Raw genomic sequence first — 17405 nt, 5'->3', positions numbered from 1 at the left:
GGCGGATTTCCGCCCGTTTTTTTCACCGGTTTTACATTGCCAAGGCGGCCGCAAGTGTAGTATAATCATTTTATATATTGTATTATGGAGGCATCTGCGTGCATTATCTTGACAACGCCGCTACAACACGTGTGGCGGACGCGGTGGCCGACGCTGCCTGTGCGGTGTTAAAACAACATTTTGCCAATCCTTCTTCGCTTTACGCGCCCGGTGCGCGCAGCGAAATGGTGATCGACGAAGCGCGGCAGATCGTGGCCGATTCACTGGGAGCAAAGCCCGGCGAAATTTACTTTACCGCCAGCGGCACCGAGGCAGACAACATTGCGGTGTTCGGCGCCTGCAAAGCGCGCCGCGCTTGGGCCGATCATGTGGTCGTCACCGGGTACGAGCACCCTGCGGTGCAGAATGCGGTGGCCGCGCTGGAACAGGATGGCTGGCGCGTCACCGTGGTGGCGCCTGACCGGGACGGTCATGTGCATCCGGAAGAACTTGTGAATGCAGTTTGCGCCAGGACCGCGCTGGTAACGGCCATGCATGTGAACAACGAAGTGGGTTCCGTACTGGATGTAGCGGCTCTTGCCAAGGCGGTCAAGGCGAAAAATAATCGGACGGCGGTGCATGTGGACGGGGTTCAGGCGTGGTGCAAGCTTCCCATCCGGCTGAATGCAACGCAGATCGACAGCTATGCGGTATCCGGCCATAAAATCCATGCGCCCAAGGGCGTGGGGGCTCTGTACCTGCGTAAAGGATACCATGTGGAGAAATTTTTGTACGGCGGCCATCAGGAGCAGGGGCTGCGCCCGGGAACGGAAAACACGGCCTTTATCGCGGCTTTGGGCTGCGCGGTGGAGCAAATGCAGGCCGACCGGCAGCGCCGGGCACGGGTTGAAGCACTGGCCGCCCGTTTGTGGCAGGGGCTGGCGGAGATTCCGGGAATTGTGCGCAACAGCCCTGCGGACGCAATGCCCGATGTGTGCAATTTCTCCGTGGAGAACATCAAAAGTGAGACGATGCTGCACTATCTGGAGGCAAGAGACATCTATGTCTCCAGCGGTTCTGCCTGCTCCAAGGGCGAGGCAAGCCACACGCTGCAGGCCATGGGTCTGCCCCGCGACCGGGTAGATACTGCGGTGCGCGTATCCTTCTGCGGGGAAAATACCCCCGAAGACGTGGACGCCCTGCTGGCAGCTTTGCGCTGCGGCGTCGCGGAAATTGCGAAAATCAGACGGTGAGGGAAGATTCCGATGAGAGAGATTATTCTGGCCAATCAGGGTGAGATGGCCCTGAAAGGGCTGAACCGCGCTACGTTTGAGAGCGTTTTGATGAAGACCATGCGCCGCCGCCTTTCAACGGTGGGCGAGTTTAAAGTGTACCGGGCCCAATCCACCATGTATGCGGAACCGGTGGACGGAAATCAGGACATGGATGCGGCGTTTGACCGTGTTTCCAAAATTTTCGGTATTGCCACTCTTTCCCGGGCGGCGGTTTGCGAAAAAGATTTTGAGGTGATCAAGCAGACGGCTGTGACGTATCTGCGGGATACCCTGCGCAATACCAAAACCTTTAAGGTCAGCGCCAAGCGGTCGGACAAGTCCTTCCCCATGAACAGCATGGAACTTGGCCGGGAGCTGGGTGCTGCGCTGCTGAGCGCCTATCCGCATCTGCGGGTGGACGTGCACAATCCGCAGGTCAATGTAATGGTGGAAATTCGGGATTATGCTGCCTACGTGCACGGCGGAAAGCATCCCGGCGCGGGCGGTCTGCCGGTGTCCACCTCCGGTAAGGCGGCGCTGATGCTGTCCGGCGGCATCGACAGCCCGGTGGCCGGTTATATGATGGCAAAGCGGGGCCTTTCGCTGATTTGTGTGCATTTTGCCAGCCCGCCGTATACCAGCGAGCGCGCACGCCTGAAGGTGATGAAACTGGCCAAGGAGCTGACGCCCTGGACCGGAAACCTGAACGTATATGTGGTGCCCTACACCAAGCCGCAGGAGTATATCCGCGACCATGCGCCGGCGGACCTGTTTACGGTGCTCATGCGCCGCAGTATGCTGCGCATTGCCAATATTTTGTGCAAGCAGGAGGACGCCAAGGCCATCATCACCGGTGAGAGCCTGGCTCAGGTGGCCAGCCAGACGCTGATGGCGCTGGCCTGCACCGATGCCGCACAGGATCTGCCGGTCCTGCGGCCCTGCATCGGAATGGATAAAACGGAGATCACCCATATCTCCCATCAGATCGGCACCTATGAAACCAGCATCCAGCCCTATGAGGATTGCTGCACCATTTTTACACCGCCTCATCCCAAAACGAAGCCGACTCTGGCGGAGATCGAGGCGGCCGAGGCGGCCATGCCCGATTTGCTGCAACTGGAGCGTGAGGCCGCGCAGCAGACGCCGCTGGAGCGCGTGAATTTATAAACGAGAGAAGGCTTTGCTTTGAAAGCGGAGATCATTGCCGTGGGCACCGAGTTGCTGCTCGGAGATATTTTGAATACGAACGCGCAGTTTTTAAGCCGTGAATTGGCAGCGCTGGGAATTACCGTGCACTATCAGACCGTGGTGGGCGACAATGCGGCCCGCCTGGAGAGCGTGGTCCGCCAGGCGCGTGAGCGCAGTGACCTTTTGGTCTTTTCCGGCGGGCTGGGCCCCACGGAAGACGATTTGACCAAACAGACCGTGGCCCGCGCTTACGGGGATGAATTGCGGTTTGACGAAGAGGAATTGGCAAAGATCCAGCACTTTTTCAGCGCTTGGGGCCGCACCATGCCCCAGAACAACCGGCGGCAGGCCTATGTGCCGGTTCATGGCCGCAAAATTGAAAACCACAATGGCACTGCTCCGGGCATGATTTTTGAGGACACTCGGGAAAAGGGAAAATACGCAGTGCTTTTGCCGGGTCCGCCCAAAGAATTGCAGCCCATGTTTTTGGAAACCGTACGTCCCTGGCTGGCGGGCATGAGCGATTGTGTGCTTCATTCCCTGACGCTGCGTGTCATGGGGATCGGGGAAAGCCATCTTCAGGAAAAAATCGGCTCCCTTTTGGAAAATGAAAACCCCACTGCGGCGCTGTACGCGAAAACATCGGAAGTGGTGGTGCGCATTACAGCTCGGGCGCAGGACCTGCAGACGGCCGAAGAGATGTGCCGCAATTATGCCGCGTTGTTTTACGATGCGCTGGGCGATCACATTTATACGCAGACAGAAGATTCACTGGAAGAGACCGTGGTGCATACCCTGATGGAGAAGGGGAAAACCGTGGCCACGGCCGAGAGCTGCACCGGCGGGCTGCTGTCCGCGCGGCTTACCTCTGTGCCGGGCTCCAGCGAAGTGTTTCAATATGGTGCCTGCACATACGCCAACGAAGTGAAGGAGCGGGTTTTGGGTGTAAAACACGAAACCCTGGAACAGTTTGGCGCAGTTTCGCCGCAAGTGGCGGCGGAGATGGCCGAGGGAGTTCGCCGTGCGGCCGGCGCGGATTTTGGCGTTGGTATTACAGGCATTGCGGGTCCGGGGGGCGGAACGCCCGAAAAACCGGTGGGCCTGGTGTATGTGGCGGCTGCCGGGGAAACCTTCACCTATGTGCAGAAGCTGGTGGTCACCGGGCGCACGCGCGAAATGGTTCGCCTGTCTTCCACGCAGCATGCGCTGGATATGATCCGCCGCCTGGCGCTGGATCTTGCACAGCCGGGCTGCCGGGCCTTTGCAGCCGGAACCCCGGCAAATTTCACCGGCGACACCCCGGTGAAGGATGTTTGAAGAAAAAGGAGGACTCCAACGGATGCAGATGGAAAAAAATGTGGAAAAGCAGTTGATCGTGCGCACATTCGAACCGGATATGGGACAGTTAAAAGCTTTGGCCAAACAGATTGTATCCATGCCCAATGTGACGTTGAATCTGTACGGGCAGGCCGGCGAGGTGCTCATTGTGATCACAGCCCGCGCCATTGCGCCCGCAGCGGCCACCGAGTTGACAGAGACGCTTGCCGATCGGTTTGAACAGGTGCTGGGAGATTCCGTCTATGGCCGCGGTAAGGGGAGCCTTGCCTATTTCACCGCCGGTGAGATGATCGAGAACGAGACAAGTGTCGTGGCGTCCGACTCTGCAACCGGTGCGCTGCTGTCAGAGGAGTTCTCACATACAAAACGCGGCAACAGCGTGTTTGACTTTGGCGATGTCAGCTACAATGATTCCCGTGTGATGGGAAAAATCAAGGCGGCTGCCTCACGCAATTACGAAAAGGGGAACGTGTACCAGATGGCGGCTGCCCGTGCGGTTGCCGCTGCCAAGTGCTCCCGTGCGGAGTTCGGCGTTTCCGTCACCGGCGGCAACGACGGCCGGCCGCTCTATCTGGCGGTGGCACATAAGGGTTATGTGTATATGCGCAGCTTCAAACCTGCGCCCGATGCGGCAAAGCGTGCGGCTTTGGCTTCGCTGGATATCATTCGCCGTCTGTCGCTGAAAGCTCCGCTGGAGGAAGTGCGGATGTTCAAGGCAAATACGGATTTCGAGTGGGATGAACCGTTGACTCGGCGCCGTTCCAACAAGGTGCTGGGCCCGGTGATCGTTTTGATCGTGCTGCTGCTGGCATTGGCCGGCACCTGCTGGTACCTCTTTACGCATTTCAGCCTGGGCGGTGCAGATGGGGACGCCATGGCTGTGGACAATTCCACTTCTGTGAGCCAGAGCGTTTCTGAGACGGAGTCTGTTTCGGTGCCGACGGATGACAGCGCCTCTGTGACGCAGAGCACTTCTTCTTCGGCGGCCACGGCACCGTCCGGCCAGACGGACGCGGATGGAAAGGTTCGCCCGTTTGCTTAACATGGATTTTTACAAGGCGCGGTTTGCGCGCCGGTGAGGAGAGCGAGCACATGAAACCTGTGATTGGAATTGTGACGGGCCAGATGGGCGGTGAAGTGCCGAGATTCGCGGTTCCCTGCGCCTATGTGCGTGCGGTGGAACGGGCGGGCGGCCTCGCCCTTCAGCTGCCGGTATCGGCTGCCACAGATGGCGAGGTGCTGCAGCAGTGGCTGTCCCTTTGCGGCGGGTTCCTGCTGGCGGGCGGTGGTGATGTGGCCCCGGCTTACTATGGTCAGAGCCCCATCCCGCAAATCGGCCCCACCAGCCGTCTGCGCGACAACGTGGAACTGTCGCTTTGCCGGGCGGCACAGCGGGCGGGAAAACCGGTGCTGGGAATTTGCCGGGGCATTCAAGTTTTGAATGTGGCCTTTGGCGGAACACTCTGGCAGGACATTCCTGTTCAGTGCCGGGGGGCAATCTGTCACGCTCAAAGCCCGGAAAACCGGGGCGAGTTGTTCCACAGCATTGGCATCGCACCGGGCAGCGTGCTGGCGGGCGTGATGGGAAGTACGCGGCAGGAGTGCAATTCCTTTCATCATCAGGCGGTGAGAGATGTGGCTTCCGGCTTTTTGGCGGTGGCCCATGCGCCGGATGGTGTGATCGAGGCAGTGGAGGACACCCGCGGCCTGATGCTGGGGGTGCAATGGCACGCCGAAGAGCTGGAGGCGCAGTTCCCGTCCCATGCGGCGCTGTTTCAGTGGCTCGTGGAAAAAGCAAAATCCGAGGCAATGTAAAAAAGAAGCGGCACAGCAAGCGCTGTGCCGCTTCTTTTTATTCTGCTGTTTTCTTTACGCCGGAGATCACATACAAATCAGGCGTATCTGCCAGAATATCCACCTCGAAAAACTTCTGCCAGACAGCGGCTTCCTGCACAGCCGGGCGCAGATGGGTGGAAACCCGCTGTACCTGCGGGCTGTGATGCCGCTGGTCGATGGTAAGGCGGCTTTCACTGTGGGCGACCATAAAGCGGCCGCCGGGCGCCAGGCATTCCCAAACCTTTCGCGCAAGGGCCTCTTTGTCTGCAAAATGGGGATAAGCGCTGTAAAGAAAGGCGGTGTCAAAGCCGGTCTGCGAAAAATCAAGAACATCGGCTGCGACCAGTTCCACGCAGGAAAGCGGGTATTTCTGCCGGGCAACGGCAATCATCTGATCTGATACGTCCACACCCACCAGACGGCTCGGTTGTCGCTGTAAAAGCGTGTCAAACAGCGCGCCTGTGCCGCAGGCGATGTCCAGTATTTTCTGCCCGGGCCGGACGCCGGCCAGCGTGACCAAAGCTGCCAGCTTTTCAGGGTCGTGATGGCACATCTGATCCCATTGCGCTGCGCGAGCGTCAAAATATTCCTTTACCTGCTGAATCCCATCCATGAGAACTGCTCCTTTTACAAATTTATGCGGCTGCCCGCGGCCCGTTGATGGCACCGGATTTCTGAAGTGCAATGACCAAAACAGGGACAGCCACCAGCTGCAGAATGATGCCGGGCAATGCCGTTACAAAAGAGGCGGCTACAAAAGCGCTCAGTCCGTACGCCTTTCCGGCGATTCCCATGAAAAACGCGTTGGCCAGACCGGACACAACGCGGCCGCCCAGCATGGCGCCGATCAGGGAAGGATAAAGCGGCGCGCGGAAGTGATGATACAGAAGACCGGTGAGAACGCCATAGGCACACAATTCCAGCATCATTGCGGGCGCAGTGGGGAAAAGCGGCGGCATGCCGGTCAGAAGCGAGGATACCAGCGGTACCAGCAGCCCGCAGGCTCCGCCATACTGCCATCCACACACCAGTCCGCAGATCAAAACAGGAATGTGCATGGGAAGAAATACCGTGCCGGCGCCGATCATGTGGAAGGCACTGGGCAGCACAAGGCCCAGCGCGAAGCAAAGAGCCGCGAGAATCATCGTTTTGGTTTTTGTCATTGTCTGTTCCTCCTGAATGTGTGCAAAACAAAAGGGCCCGGAAACACTTCTCCCGCTTCATGCGGAAAAGCCTTCCTGGCCCTTGTTTTCAATCTGATCATTCGTTCAGCTGCCTTCATGGCGGCTGGTTTTTCTTATTATATCATGTATTTTTTTGTTTGGCAACCATTGGCTGCGAAGGACAAGTAAAAGGATTTCACCAGGAACGCGTGCACAAAGACAAAGGTTGTGGTATGATAGAGACAGTTCGGGGAGAAGGGAAGCGGCAGAAATGATTGGTTGGATAATTCTGGCGGCAGTGCTTGTGTGGGTGGCGATTCTGTTGATTCGCGCGGCAGCCTGCAAGCCGGTGGAGCCGGATTACGGGCCGGACATTGCGGTGGATGTGGACGGCGAAGCGGTGACCGAACGCTTGGCGCAGCTGGTGCGCATTCCCACCGTGTCCAATTATGATGAATCGAAAGTGGATTTTTCGCAGTTTGAACAGTTCCGTGCAGAACTGAAGCGCCTGTATCCTCAGGTGCATCAAACGTGTCCGCCTGTGCTGTGCGGAAACACGGGGCTTTTGTTTCATTGGAAAGGTTCCTCTGACGCAGAGCCAACGGTTCTGATGGCGCATTATGATGTGGTGCCGGTAAACGAAGAGGCCTGGCAGCATCCGCCTTTCTGCGGTCAGGTGTTTGATGGAGAACTTTGGGGTCGCGGCACGCTGGATACAAAAATTACGCTGGTGGGCATTCTGGAAGCGGCGGAGCAGTTGCTTCAAAAAGGGTTTGTTCCGAAAAATGACATCTGGATGGCGTTCGGCGGAGACGAAGAGGTGTCCGGCCACGGCGCAACCGACATCATCGCTTACCTGAAGGAAAAAGGCGTTAAACCCGCCATGGTGGTGGATGAAGGCGGCGCGGTGGTGGAAGGCGTCTTCCCCGGGGTGACCCGTCCCATCGCAGTGGTGGGCATCGGTGAAAAGGGAATGATGAACGTGGAACTTCGTGCCGTCAGCGAAGGAGGCCACGCAAGTCATCCTACCCGCCCGTCGGCCGTGGGGTCCATGTGCCGCGCAGTGGCGCGGCTGGAGACGCACCCCATGAAGGCTGTGATGACGGCGCCGGTGTACGGTTTGTTCCGAACCATTGCGCCGCATGCGCCCTTTGCCCTGCGCGTCGTGCTGGCGAATTTGTGGTGCTTCGGCGGGTTGATCCGCTTGCTGGCAGAAAAGCTGGGCGGCGAGGTGAACGCCATGATGCGGACCACCTTTGCCTTCACCATGGCCCGTGGGTCCAAGCAGATCAATGTGATGCCCAACGAGGCGGTGGCGGGCGTCAATGTTCGGCTGGTCAATGTTGATACGCCGGACAGCGTAAAGGCGTATATGGAAAAGGTGATCGCAGATCCGCATGTGTCGGTCAGTGTAACGCATTCTCAGCCGGCCACGCCTTACGCCTCAGCGGAAAATGCGCACTGGAAGAAACTGGCCTCGGCCATTGCGCACACCTGGAAAGGTTGTCTGGTGTCGCCTTATCTGATGATTGCATGTTCGGACAGCCGCCATTATACCGGCTTTTGCGAAGATGTGTATAAATTCAGTGCCATGCACCTCACTGCGGCGCAGCGCGGGCTCATTCACAATGATAATGAGCGGATCCCTGTGGAAGAAATTTCCCGTACGGTTGCATTTTTTGCGCGGCTGGAGCAGACACTTTAAGAGAGAATATGGAAAGGATGTAACAAGATGAATCAGAATTTGCTGCGGCAATATGCCGCGTTTGCAGTCCGTGTGGGAGTAAATCCTCAAAAAGGGCAGACCATGATCATCAGTGCTCCCATTGAAGGAGCGGAATTTGTACGTATGTGCGCGCAGGAAGCCTATGATGCGGGTGCCCGGGAAGTAGTCGTCAAGTATGACGATGAAAAGCTGAACCGTATTCGAATGGAACGCACGGACGTAGATGTTTTGACGGATGTGAAGCCGCATGTCCTGCGCAGCTATCTGGACTATGCGGAAAGCGAGGGCGGCGCCTGCATTTTGAATGTGATCGCTGCGGACCCCGAAATTTACAAGGGGCTGGACCCGGAGAAGATCAATCGTGTCAATGCGGCGCGCCGTGCGGCTCTGAAAGGTTGGCGTGACAAGACGCTGAAGGATGAGGTTCAATGGAGCATTGTGGCTATTCCCAGTGCCGCGTGGGCAGCCAAAATTTTCCCGGGTCAGCCGGACGCAGAGGAAAAGCTCTGGCAGGCGATTTTTGATGTGTGCCGGGTGGAGGAAGGCGGGGACGTAGTAGCCGCCTGGAAGAAGCATGTGGCTGACACTTCCGCCCGCCGGGACCGGCTGAATGAACTGCATTTGAAAAGCGTCCATCTTCAGAGCGCCCGCGGGACCGACCTGACCGTCGGCCTGGCGGATGGGCATATCTGGGAAGGCGCGCAGAGCAAAACGCCCGAGGGCTATACGTTCATTGCCAATATTCCCACGGAAGAGGTCTTTACCGCGCCGCATCGGGAGCGGGTCGACGGAGTGGTGTACGGGACCAAGCCCTATGTGTATAACGGAAATCTGATCGAGAACTTCTGGGTGCGCTTTCAGGATGGCCTTGTGGTGGAACACCATGCGGAAAAGGGTGAAGAACTGTTGACCAAACTGCTGGATACCGATGCCGGAGCGCGTCGAATTGGAGAAATCGCGCTGGTTCCTGCATCCAGCCCGATCAATCGCAGCGGGCTTTTGTTCTACAACACGCTGTTCGATGAGAACGCCGCCTGCCACATTGCCTTTGGTCAGGGGTATCCCGGAACGGTCAAAGGCGGAAACAGCATGACCAGAGAACAGCTGCGGGACTGCGGCGTCAATGAGAGCCTGGTCCATGAAGATGTGATGGTAGGATCGGATGATATGACCATCACCGGCCTTACCGAGAACGGAGAGACGGTCGTCATTTTTGAAAACGGCGAGTGGGCATTCTAAGAGAAAAAGACGCGGAGGAGAGAATTCTCTTCCGCGTCTTTTTGTACAAAAAAGGCACCCGAAACGGGTGCCTTGAATGCATGGAAAATACAATCAGCGCTTGCTGAACTTCAAGGGCCTGGTGCTGACTCTGCCAAACATCTGGTAATTTCTTCGCTTTCCACCTGATTTTTGGCTTAATACTGCGGTTTTTATGCACATCAGATTCTAATTTTTATCCTCGTGCATGACGCACGAAAAGCAGGTTTTGCTCCTTATATGTGCCTTGCGTATCGCTGCCCAGGGCAACGCAGGACAACAGTAAGGAAAAAACTGGTTGCTGTTCTTGTCTTCACTTCAATATTTGATTAGCATATTCAAATAGCGGTCTCGAGTAAAATACTTGAGACCGCTTAATCTTTATCACATCACTTATCTAGCTCTATCTCTTTAGCATAGGCATATGATATTATCTCGCCTGGTTTAGTAGAAGTATATCCTTTTTCCTTGTGAGAATACTCCGAAATTTCAACAGACCCAAAGTGCGCAAATTTATCATATACACGTTGCAACACTTTGAGTTCTTCTTCCGAAAACTCATCTAATGGGATATCACGCTCTGGAATTATTTGGTGCTTTTCGTAACCGTTATCGCAAGTTATTTCAATATGAGCTATATGATCTGCTTGCATTTTTCCCAAAAGAATTTCGAAATTATCAGGTACCGGACCATATGGAAAGTGAACATATTTCATACCAGATATAGAAATACCATTTTCCTTATAAAAAAGCATATCTGAGTAATTAAGCAATTTCATTAGCTTTGTTTTAAGCAATTCACCGCTTGTATGCGCAAAAAACAAAACCATCGCGCAAAATTTGTCATAATCAAATCCTTTGAATCCATTTTCCTCGCATGGAACATTTGAAAAAAACAGATTGAAAATTCTATGGCCTGCGCGAAATTCTTTATTTTCCTCTAACTTTTCTATGGTCTTCAAAATTCTTCTAATTTGCTTTTCATCCAAAGCTACTTCGTTCTCTGTAAGATACGTTCTCATGTTTTCAGGTTCACGAAGGAATAAAAGAATACTATTATGTGCTTTGTCTTGAATAGAACCATTTTCATATCTGCAAATAGTTTTATCTCCCCAGTTGAGAAGCTTTGCAAAACTTCTTTGGCTTAGACCATATTGTTCTCTGATTTTTCTTATTTCCTCTGGAAGTAAAAGTTTATGCTTCCTGCGGTATTCATTATATGCACTCACCAACGTTGCATTATCTAGTTCTTCGCAGAAGAATTCTTCTCCACATTCTGAACACACTAGGACCTGAGCGTCTACTTCGATTAATTCGCCACAGACATTATAAGACTCTCTTTTAGATACAACTTTTGTCTCTGTCTCTTTTCCACATTGTTCACAATACTTTCTCATCGACGCCACCTCCTATACTCTAAGCAAAATCGTCTTCATGAAACCCAAGGCATTTAACGATATCTTCGCCATTCTCTTGTACGATTTTAACTTTAATATAGAACTGCTCTCCATCTATATTTTTCTTAAATTCCCAAACATCTCCGGGCCTAAGAGGGTCTAAGTCTTGCTTAGGTCCTTTATAATAGTCCCCAACTACAAGGCTAAATATTTCATCTTTCGCATCTGAAATAGTTAAACCATGTTGAGCTAAGGCCTGCATATTTTTCCTCCGTGGAACGAAGTCATATTTTCCCGCAGATACCTGTTGCTTCATCTTTGCTAGAAACGCTGAAATGTCTTGTACACTGGCCTGGTTTCCCACTTAGACACCTCCTTACATTTATATTATAGCTCAAGCATTAAATTTGTCAACAAAAACGCGGTCATATGACCGCGTTTTTGTTGACGTAACCGTGCCATAATTATTTAATGCTTCAGACCAATGCAACGCTCAAAATAAAATCATTTATTGAAGTATGAAAAAATACGGTTAAAGAGTGCTTCAAAATTTGATTTACACTCTTCTCCAACCTGATAACTACCAGATTCGATAGCATTACTCATTAATTTTGCCATCAATGTTTTTCCAATGGTGCTTGAGGTATTGGTTTCAGCACAATATCTGTTAATTTCCTCTCGAGTAACAACATCCTCAATCATGTACGGAGAGTCCTTATATGTTTTCTTCTCGACATCTTCTTGAGAAACGTCTGCAAGATAACAGTACTGAACTTTATATTCAAACATCATGTCTTTTCTAAGATATTCTCCACCAGTTTTAACACCAGCAGTATCATAGTCAAATACAGCTATGTAACGGCATCCCCAACCATGAAGAATAGAACAGATATTAATGCAGTTTGACGCACCAACTGAAGGAAGAATAGCATATCGTTCTGTATCAATTCCTAAAACTTTAGCCATTGTACATAAATAGATATAATCACTCATACCTTCAGTAACAATGTTCAATTTATCTTTAGCGGGACCAAAGGTGTCATTAAGGTTCATACCAATGGCGTTTATGATTGGTGCCAAAGTATCTTGCTGACTATCTGGTGATATCCTTGCATCGTACGCAGTTTTATAAATATATGTATAACCTTCTACGTTTTTTACTACAGCACGAATGCGATGGACTCCGTCTGTTTGCAGATCAAGCATATAGGGCGAGTGAGTTGTATATACCACCTGATTTCCTTTTTCAGATAAATGTTGGAATAGAGATAACAACTCCCGCTGAGCATTAACGTGCAAAGAAGCCCCTGGCTCATCAAGCAGATAGACAACATTTCGCCCAACAATATCATTGGCCTGAGCATCAATAAAAGTTTCTAGATACCATCTCAAACCATTACTGCGTTCTGAAAGCATCAAGGCTTCTCCATCTTCTGATGTAACAACAAAAGATACAACTCCCGAATTGAATCCCAAATCCAAAGTAATAGTCTCAGTTTGATAAAAATTGCGAAATGGTGTGTTGATCTTATCATTGACTAGTCTGTTAATTCTCCTGCGCAATGATTCTTGTTTAGGCAAAGAGCCGGAACGAACTGCTGCAACAAAATCATCTGGGGATACACCGATCAACTTAACGAAGTCATATAAGAGACTATCGGGAGCAACCGCAGGACCTTTTAACTGCTTTTCTACGTCATCCAATTTGTACGATGTATTTAGATGCTTGTCCGATTTTCTATAAAAAAACATTGGAAACAATCCTGACGCATCCGACCAGGCATCTCTTGCAGAGCTCAATGTATTTTCAAATTCTTTTCTGCGTTCCGCCGCTAGCTTTGTAATCCTTGTGCGGAAAAACTCTAAAGCAGACATTACTTGATACAAATCAATCTGTTCATTTTTAAGAAGCTCTTGCTTGTAGGTTCGATAACTAGTCAATTCCTGATCTTTTAATTGCATGGGGTTTGCACTGATTCCATCCAGATATTTTACAACTGCCTCAATCTTGGGCCAAACATGTTGCAGGTAATAATCCAGAAAACCACCCGTCACAGTACAATGTGATTTTGATATTTCCACCAGCGTATCTGTATGGAGCTCGTTTGCAATTTCTTTTATATCAGGTTTTAATGTGATCAAGTATATGTTTTCTGTGCCAGACTCACTATTTCTATTTACTACCTCTGCGGAAAAAGCTGAAGAATTTGCTTTTAGAAAATTGATTCTGGATAACCCGTCAAGGATATTGCTTTTTCCGCTTTCATTTTTTCCGATTATAGCAGTAACTTTAGGTTCCAAAATAATTTCCGCTTCCGGATAATTACCGATGGACTTAAAATTGATTAGTTTTACTGAATGAATATACAAGGAAACGCTTCACCTCCGCGGAGTAACATATGTTTTTTCTATACATATCGCAAAAATCGTGGGAATAGAAAGGCATTTTATTGAATAGATAACTTATTCCTGTGCACCCTTTTTCAGATTACAGTCCCGGCAAAGCATTTGACAGTTGTCTGGCGTTGTTTTTCCGCCTTTGCTCCACGGTGTAATATGATCAGCGTGCATCTGTTCAAACTCAAATTCTTCACCACAAATAGCACACTTATGTCCCTGCTTCTCGTAAGCAGCCAGAGCATCCCGACGGTCAAAGGAACGGATTGACAGTTTCTTTTCTTCGCCAGTCAACAGGTACTCATAAATACCGGATTTTTTGGTCACATCTTCATCGCCCATGAGTCGCTGAATTTCCGTTTCCAGCTTCTTGGGGTCAAGGTCTGTCCGCTTGCCATGCTGATTGTAGAAAAGGCCCCACGGTAGCCCCTTCATTTCTTTGCGCTTTTTGGGGAAAATCGCTTGTACCCAGTCGATCACAGAGCGGAAATAGTTCCACAACTGCACCGCACTGGGGTCATTCTGATGTTCAGCCATATACGCTTCAATAGTTTTCCCTTCAGCGCTGGCTGCCCAGAAAATAGCCGTTTCAAGATATTCCTGACGGATAGAAGCACCTTTCAGATAATCACCAGCCAGCGTATCCGCCGCACAGCCGGTTTTGGAGAAATACCGCTTTGCATCAGAAGTCCAGCTGCCGGCATAGACGGCGTTCCGCAGCTCCTGATCAGTCAATTCTTCTCCCGCAATGTTGATGATGCGGAACCAGTCCAGCTTTTCACTGTCGGTGCCGTTGCAGACATATACAAATAATTCGTAATCAAGAAATTTTGCCTGCTGATCGCTGGGCAAATTATTGAAATACTTGTCATCCACAGAGAAATTACCATCCACATACTCACAAAGGGAAAGAGTCCTCTGTTGACCGTCCAGTACTTCATATCTTGGCTCGTCCGGGTCATCTTCGTACTCTTCTCCACGGTCCACCCAGTACATGACATTCAGAGGCAGTCCCTTCATCACGGTGCGGATTACCTCGTTGCGCTGAGCGTCCTTGTAGACAAATTCCCGCTGATATTTGGGCCGAATATCCAAGCGTCCATCATAGCCAACGACGCCTTCTTCTGCGTCGTTGAAATAGCCTTCGGTGACCTCCCGAACGGTCACTTTGCGTTCTTCAATTTTCATGTTATTTTACCTCTTTCGGCGGTTCAGGGTGTTTGTTCCGAATTACAATACGGTCGTAACACCGCTTGTACTTCTTATGCCCTTCCTTGACATAAAACCTTGGCCCACCTTTGATGTACTCCGCGTCTGGCTCCACACATTCGTCAATAGGTTTTGCCATCGTTGAGCTGAGTCCAAGTATCTCGAACTGATCTGGATTATATTTTCCTAAAAATGTTATAGGCACTCCCATCATACCCGAATAATCGCATGGAATATCTGCAACTTTACTTGCTTCGATAGCATCATAATTGGTATAGCTCGGATAATTCTCAGGTGAATATCTCTTGACCAAAATAAGCTCTTCATGACGTTTTTTAACATCAAGATTCGTAAACCACGCAGAATTACCAATTGTTTGATAGCGGATGCCATTCTCTATTTTCTGACCTGATTTTTCCGGGAAATCATCCATAATTCGAAACCACATGGAACCCGTTCCGCTTCTTGTTACGCCTAACCATAGCCTGTTCTGCATAATTAAAGGAAACACTTCTTTATATGTAATCGCATTACTATTTCCAATGATAATAAAATGCTTTTTGTGTTCCATCATCACAGCTACATATTCACGAAACAACGAAAAAGGCGGGTTTGTCACCACAATATCCGATTCATCCAACAAGTGCAGACATTCCTGGGACCGGAAATCACCGTCCCCCTCCAACTCGGTCAACTCATTTTCACCGGATTTAAATAGCTCTGCCACATCCAGCATATCTATCCCGCCATCGCCGGAGGTGTCATAGACTTTGGTCACGACAGCCTTGTAGGGATGCTTTTCTGAATACTTTTCGTCCAATTCATCCCCAAACAGGAAAGACATCTGCCCATCCTTACCATACCGATATTGCAGCTGTTGACCTACAATGGGAGAGGTATGGTAGCAGGTGGCAATCAGCTTTTTCAGGCCCAACCGATTGAAGTTCAGGACAAAATACTTGAAAAAGTTAGATTCAAAGGGGTCGTCGCAGTTGCATAGCACAATCTTTCCCTTGAAATGCTTGCGGTAATACCGCATTTCCTTTTCGATATCGGTCAACAGAGTATAAAATTCATCGTTTTTAGCCTTTAATGCTGCATTCATGCTCGCATTTGTATGTCCAGCCATTACTGCTTCTCCTCCTTCTCCTGATATGCTTTCAGCCATTCACGCAGAAGGGCAGAAACCGTCATGTCTTTATCCAAGGCAATCTGCTTGAGCGCCTTGCGCTCTTCCCGTGTCATCGTGATTGTCAGATTTACCATGTTTCTTTCTGCCATAATCGTTTACCTCGCATGCACATTTAATTGTGTATTTGTGTAATAGTGTACCACAAAATGTCACATAAATCAACAAACTTAGACCGGTTCAGCCTTTGTCCTATTAGCTGTAAACAAGATAATTCTCCTCCTTGCTTAACAAACAGGAGATCAGGCGAAAACCTGACCTCCTGCTTGTTAATTATCGCAACTCTTCTCTATCAATCTCATTTTTTCTGTGACGTGAGAAATACGACCATAAATTATTACGAGAAATCACATCTTCATAAATATGAAGCTTGCTGCGAAGTTCACTATTTTCCTGTTCCAGCTCTGCTGCGTGAAGCTGCCCCCGAACAGACTTGTACTCTGCCAGCTCTGCGGTCAATGCGGTGACCTTTGCTTTCAACTCACTTATCATTTTCATCGCTGCATCCAGAGCCTTTTGCAGCTTGGATTCCTTGCGCTCCTGGACATAGAACTTCTTTGCCGCAGCTGCCAGATTTTCATATTCAGAACGATCCAGCATAACTTTAGAGGAAAACGGAACTGCACGGGGTTCTATTTGCTCCACTTTCTGAACGGCAATCTGCTGTTTTTGAATATTCTCAATCTTCTTTTCCAGAGACGCTGCCTGCTGCTCTTTCTGCTGAGTTTGTGCTGTGAGTTGTTCCAATCGCTCCTGTTCCCGTTCCACCTTGAACTGTGTCACGGTCAAGTGTTCCTCTGAGCTGCCCCGTTCTCCACGCTCCACATCAGAATATCCGGCATTGCGCATGGCTTGGAAGAAATCATCCTGGAGGACACTGTAAGACTTCCGCAGTACCGGCTTGCCATTCTTCTGGAGAATGGGCGCTCCCTGTTCGTCCAATGCCGGTTTAGACAGCCATTTTTTACTGCTGCTCACCTGCATAATCGTTTCCTTAACAGTTCCCACAAGTGATTTGTCTTTGCACCTTTTGGACCAGAGGATCTGCTTCTCCACAACCGGAACATAGACCACATGGAGATGATAGTGGAACACATCCTGCCCCAGTGCTTCGGACATAGCCCGGTTACGCTCATCGGCGTGCATAACAGCGGAGAGAATATACTGTTCGCCGCCAACGATCTCTATGGCAGCTTTGTAAGCGTCCTCATAAAATCGTTTGGCAAACTCATACCCACCATGGTTATAGAAATAGGCGGAGTTTACATCAAAAATCAATTCCCCGTAGAGGTTGGCGTCTGATTTCAGACCACGGGTGGAGATTACACCATCCTTCTCCATCTGGGCAAACATCTCTGCATATCCGGTGGTAGGCTTCTTAAAATGGATGTTCTGAGGGGTGCGTTCTGGTATAATATCTGGGTTGGTATAGGATTCCTTTTCTCGTTCGTT

16 protein-coding genes are annotated in these 17405 nt (G+C 50.7%); 7 read left to right on the top strand and 9 right to left on the bottom strand.

The window, feature by feature from the left end; translation table 11 throughout:
* The first annotated feature begins 98 nt into the window (after nt 1-98).
* Genes WMO24_RS02870 through WMO24_RS02850 form a run of 5 tightly spaced genes read left to right on the top strand, consistent with a single transcriptional unit; the run spans nt 99 to nt 5594 of the window.
* Complete coding sequence (locus WMO24_RS02870; RefSeq protein WP_349214816.1) at nt 99-1232, top strand: cysteine desulfurase family protein; 1134 nt, start codon at nt 99-101, stop codon at nt 1230-1232.
* 12 nt (nt 1233-1244) lie between these two features.
* Nucleotides 1245-2420 (top strand): tRNA uracil 4-sulfurtransferase ThiI, encoded by a 1176-nt coding sequence (gene thiI / locus WMO24_RS02865; RefSeq protein WP_349214814.1) that lies wholly within the window; start codon nt 1245-1247, stop codon nt 2418-2420.
* Nucleotides 2421-2438: 18 nt separating this feature from the next.
* The gene (locus tag WMO24_RS02860; protein ID WP_349214812.1) at nt 2439-3758 is read left to right on the top strand and encodes a competence/damage-inducible protein A; all 1320 of its coding nucleotides are present in this window, start codon (nt 2439-2441) and stop codon (nt 3756-3758) included.
* A 22-nt stretch (nt 3759-3780) separates the two neighbouring features.
* Nucleotides 3781-4821, top strand: a complete 1041-nt coding sequence (locus tag WMO24_RS02855; RefSeq protein ID WP_349214810.1) for a hypothetical protein — start codon at nt 3781-3783, stop codon at nt 4819-4821.
* Nucleotides 4822-4871: 50 nt separating this feature from the next.
* Nucleotides 4872-5594, top strand: a complete 723-nt coding sequence (locus tag WMO24_RS02850; RefSeq protein ID WP_349214808.1) for a gamma-glutamyl-gamma-aminobutyrate hydrolase family protein — start codon at nt 4872-4874, stop codon at nt 5592-5594.
* Nucleotides 5595-5631: 37 nt separating this feature from the next.
* Here the strand turns inward: WMO24_RS02850 and WMO24_RS02845 are convergent, their stop codons facing one another.
* Together WMO24_RS02845 and WMO24_RS02840 are read right to left on the bottom strand one after the other, a co-directional pair.
* Nucleotides 5632-6228, bottom strand: a complete 597-nt coding sequence (locus WMO24_RS02845; RefSeq protein WP_349214806.1) for a class I SAM-dependent methyltransferase — start codon at nt 6226-6228, stop codon at nt 5632-5634.
* A gap of 22 nt (nt 6229-6250) precedes the next feature.
* Nucleotides 6251-6778, bottom strand: a complete 528-nt coding sequence (locus tag WMO24_RS02840; RefSeq protein ID WP_349214804.1) for an ECF transporter S component — start codon at nt 6776-6778, stop codon at nt 6251-6253.
* A gap of 271 nt (nt 6779-7049) precedes the next feature.
* On the opposite strand from WMO24_RS02840, the gene WMO24_RS02835 reads away from it, so the two are divergent.
* Both WMO24_RS02835 and WMO24_RS02830 read left to right on the top strand, forming a co-directional pair.
* Nucleotides 7050-8483: a M20/M25/M40 family metallo-hydrolase gene (locus WMO24_RS02835; protein ID WP_349214802.1), complete on the top strand. Its 1434-nt coding sequence runs from the start codon at nt 7050-7052 to the stop codon at nt 8481-8483.
* Nucleotides 8484-8510: 27 nt separating this feature from the next.
* Nucleotides 8511-9743, top strand: a complete 1233-nt coding sequence (locus WMO24_RS02830; RefSeq protein ID WP_349214800.1) for an aminopeptidase — start codon at nt 8511-8513, stop codon at nt 9741-9743.
* Between the two features lie 407 nt (nt 9744-10150).
* Here the strand turns inward: WMO24_RS02830 and WMO24_RS02825 are convergent, their stop codons facing one another.
* The 7 genes from WMO24_RS02825 to WMO24_RS02795 form a co-directional block, all read right to left on the bottom strand.
* Nucleotides 10151-11158, bottom strand: coding sequence for a type II TA system antitoxin MqsA family protein (locus tag WMO24_RS02825; RefSeq protein WP_349214798.1), 1008 nt, complete (start codon nt 11156-11158; stop codon nt 10151-10153).
* 19 nt (nt 11159-11177) lie between these two features.
* A complete protein-coding gene (locus tag WMO24_RS02820) occupies nt 11178-11522 on the bottom strand; it encodes a hypothetical protein (protein ID WP_349214796.1) in 345 nt (114 codons plus the stop codon).
* 140 nt (nt 11523-11662) lie between these two features.
* Nucleotides 11663-13528: an ATP-dependent nuclease gene (locus tag WMO24_RS02815; protein ID WP_349214794.1), complete on the bottom strand. Its 1866-nt coding sequence runs from the start codon at nt 13526-13528 to the stop codon at nt 11663-11665.
* Nucleotides 13529-13621: 93 nt separating this feature from the next.
* On the bottom strand, nt 13622-14743 hold the full coding sequence (locus WMO24_RS02810) for a GmrSD restriction endonuclease domain-containing protein (RefSeq protein ID WP_349214792.1): 1122 nt from the start codon (nt 14741-14743) through the stop codon (nt 13622-13624).
* Nucleotide 14744: 1 nt separating this feature from the next.
* Complete coding sequence (locus WMO24_RS02805) at nt 14745-15893, bottom strand: adenine-specific methyltransferase EcoRI family protein (protein WP_349214790.1); 1149 nt, start codon at nt 15891-15893, stop codon at nt 14745-14747.
* Entirely contained in the window at nt 15893-16030 is a 138-nt protein-coding gene (locus WMO24_RS02800; protein WP_349214788.1) for a hypothetical protein, read from the bottom strand. The genes WMO24_RS02805 and WMO24_RS02800 overlap by 1 nt, the downstream gene beginning before the upstream one ends.
* Nucleotides 16031-16226: 196 nt before the next feature.
* Nucleotides 16227-17405, bottom strand: a 1179-nt coding sequence (locus WMO24_RS02795; RefSeq protein ID WP_349214786.1) for a plasmid recombination protein, incomplete at its 5' end; no start/stop codon positions are given.

It is taken from the genome of Ruthenibacterium intestinale (assembly GCF_040096265.1).
GTDB lineage: Bacteria > Bacillota > Clostridia > Oscillospirales > Ruminococcaceae > Ruthenibacterium > Ruthenibacterium komagatae.
The sequence above is the reverse complement of the archived record's forward strand: the minus strand, read 5'-3'. Positions and strand labels throughout refer to the sequence as shown.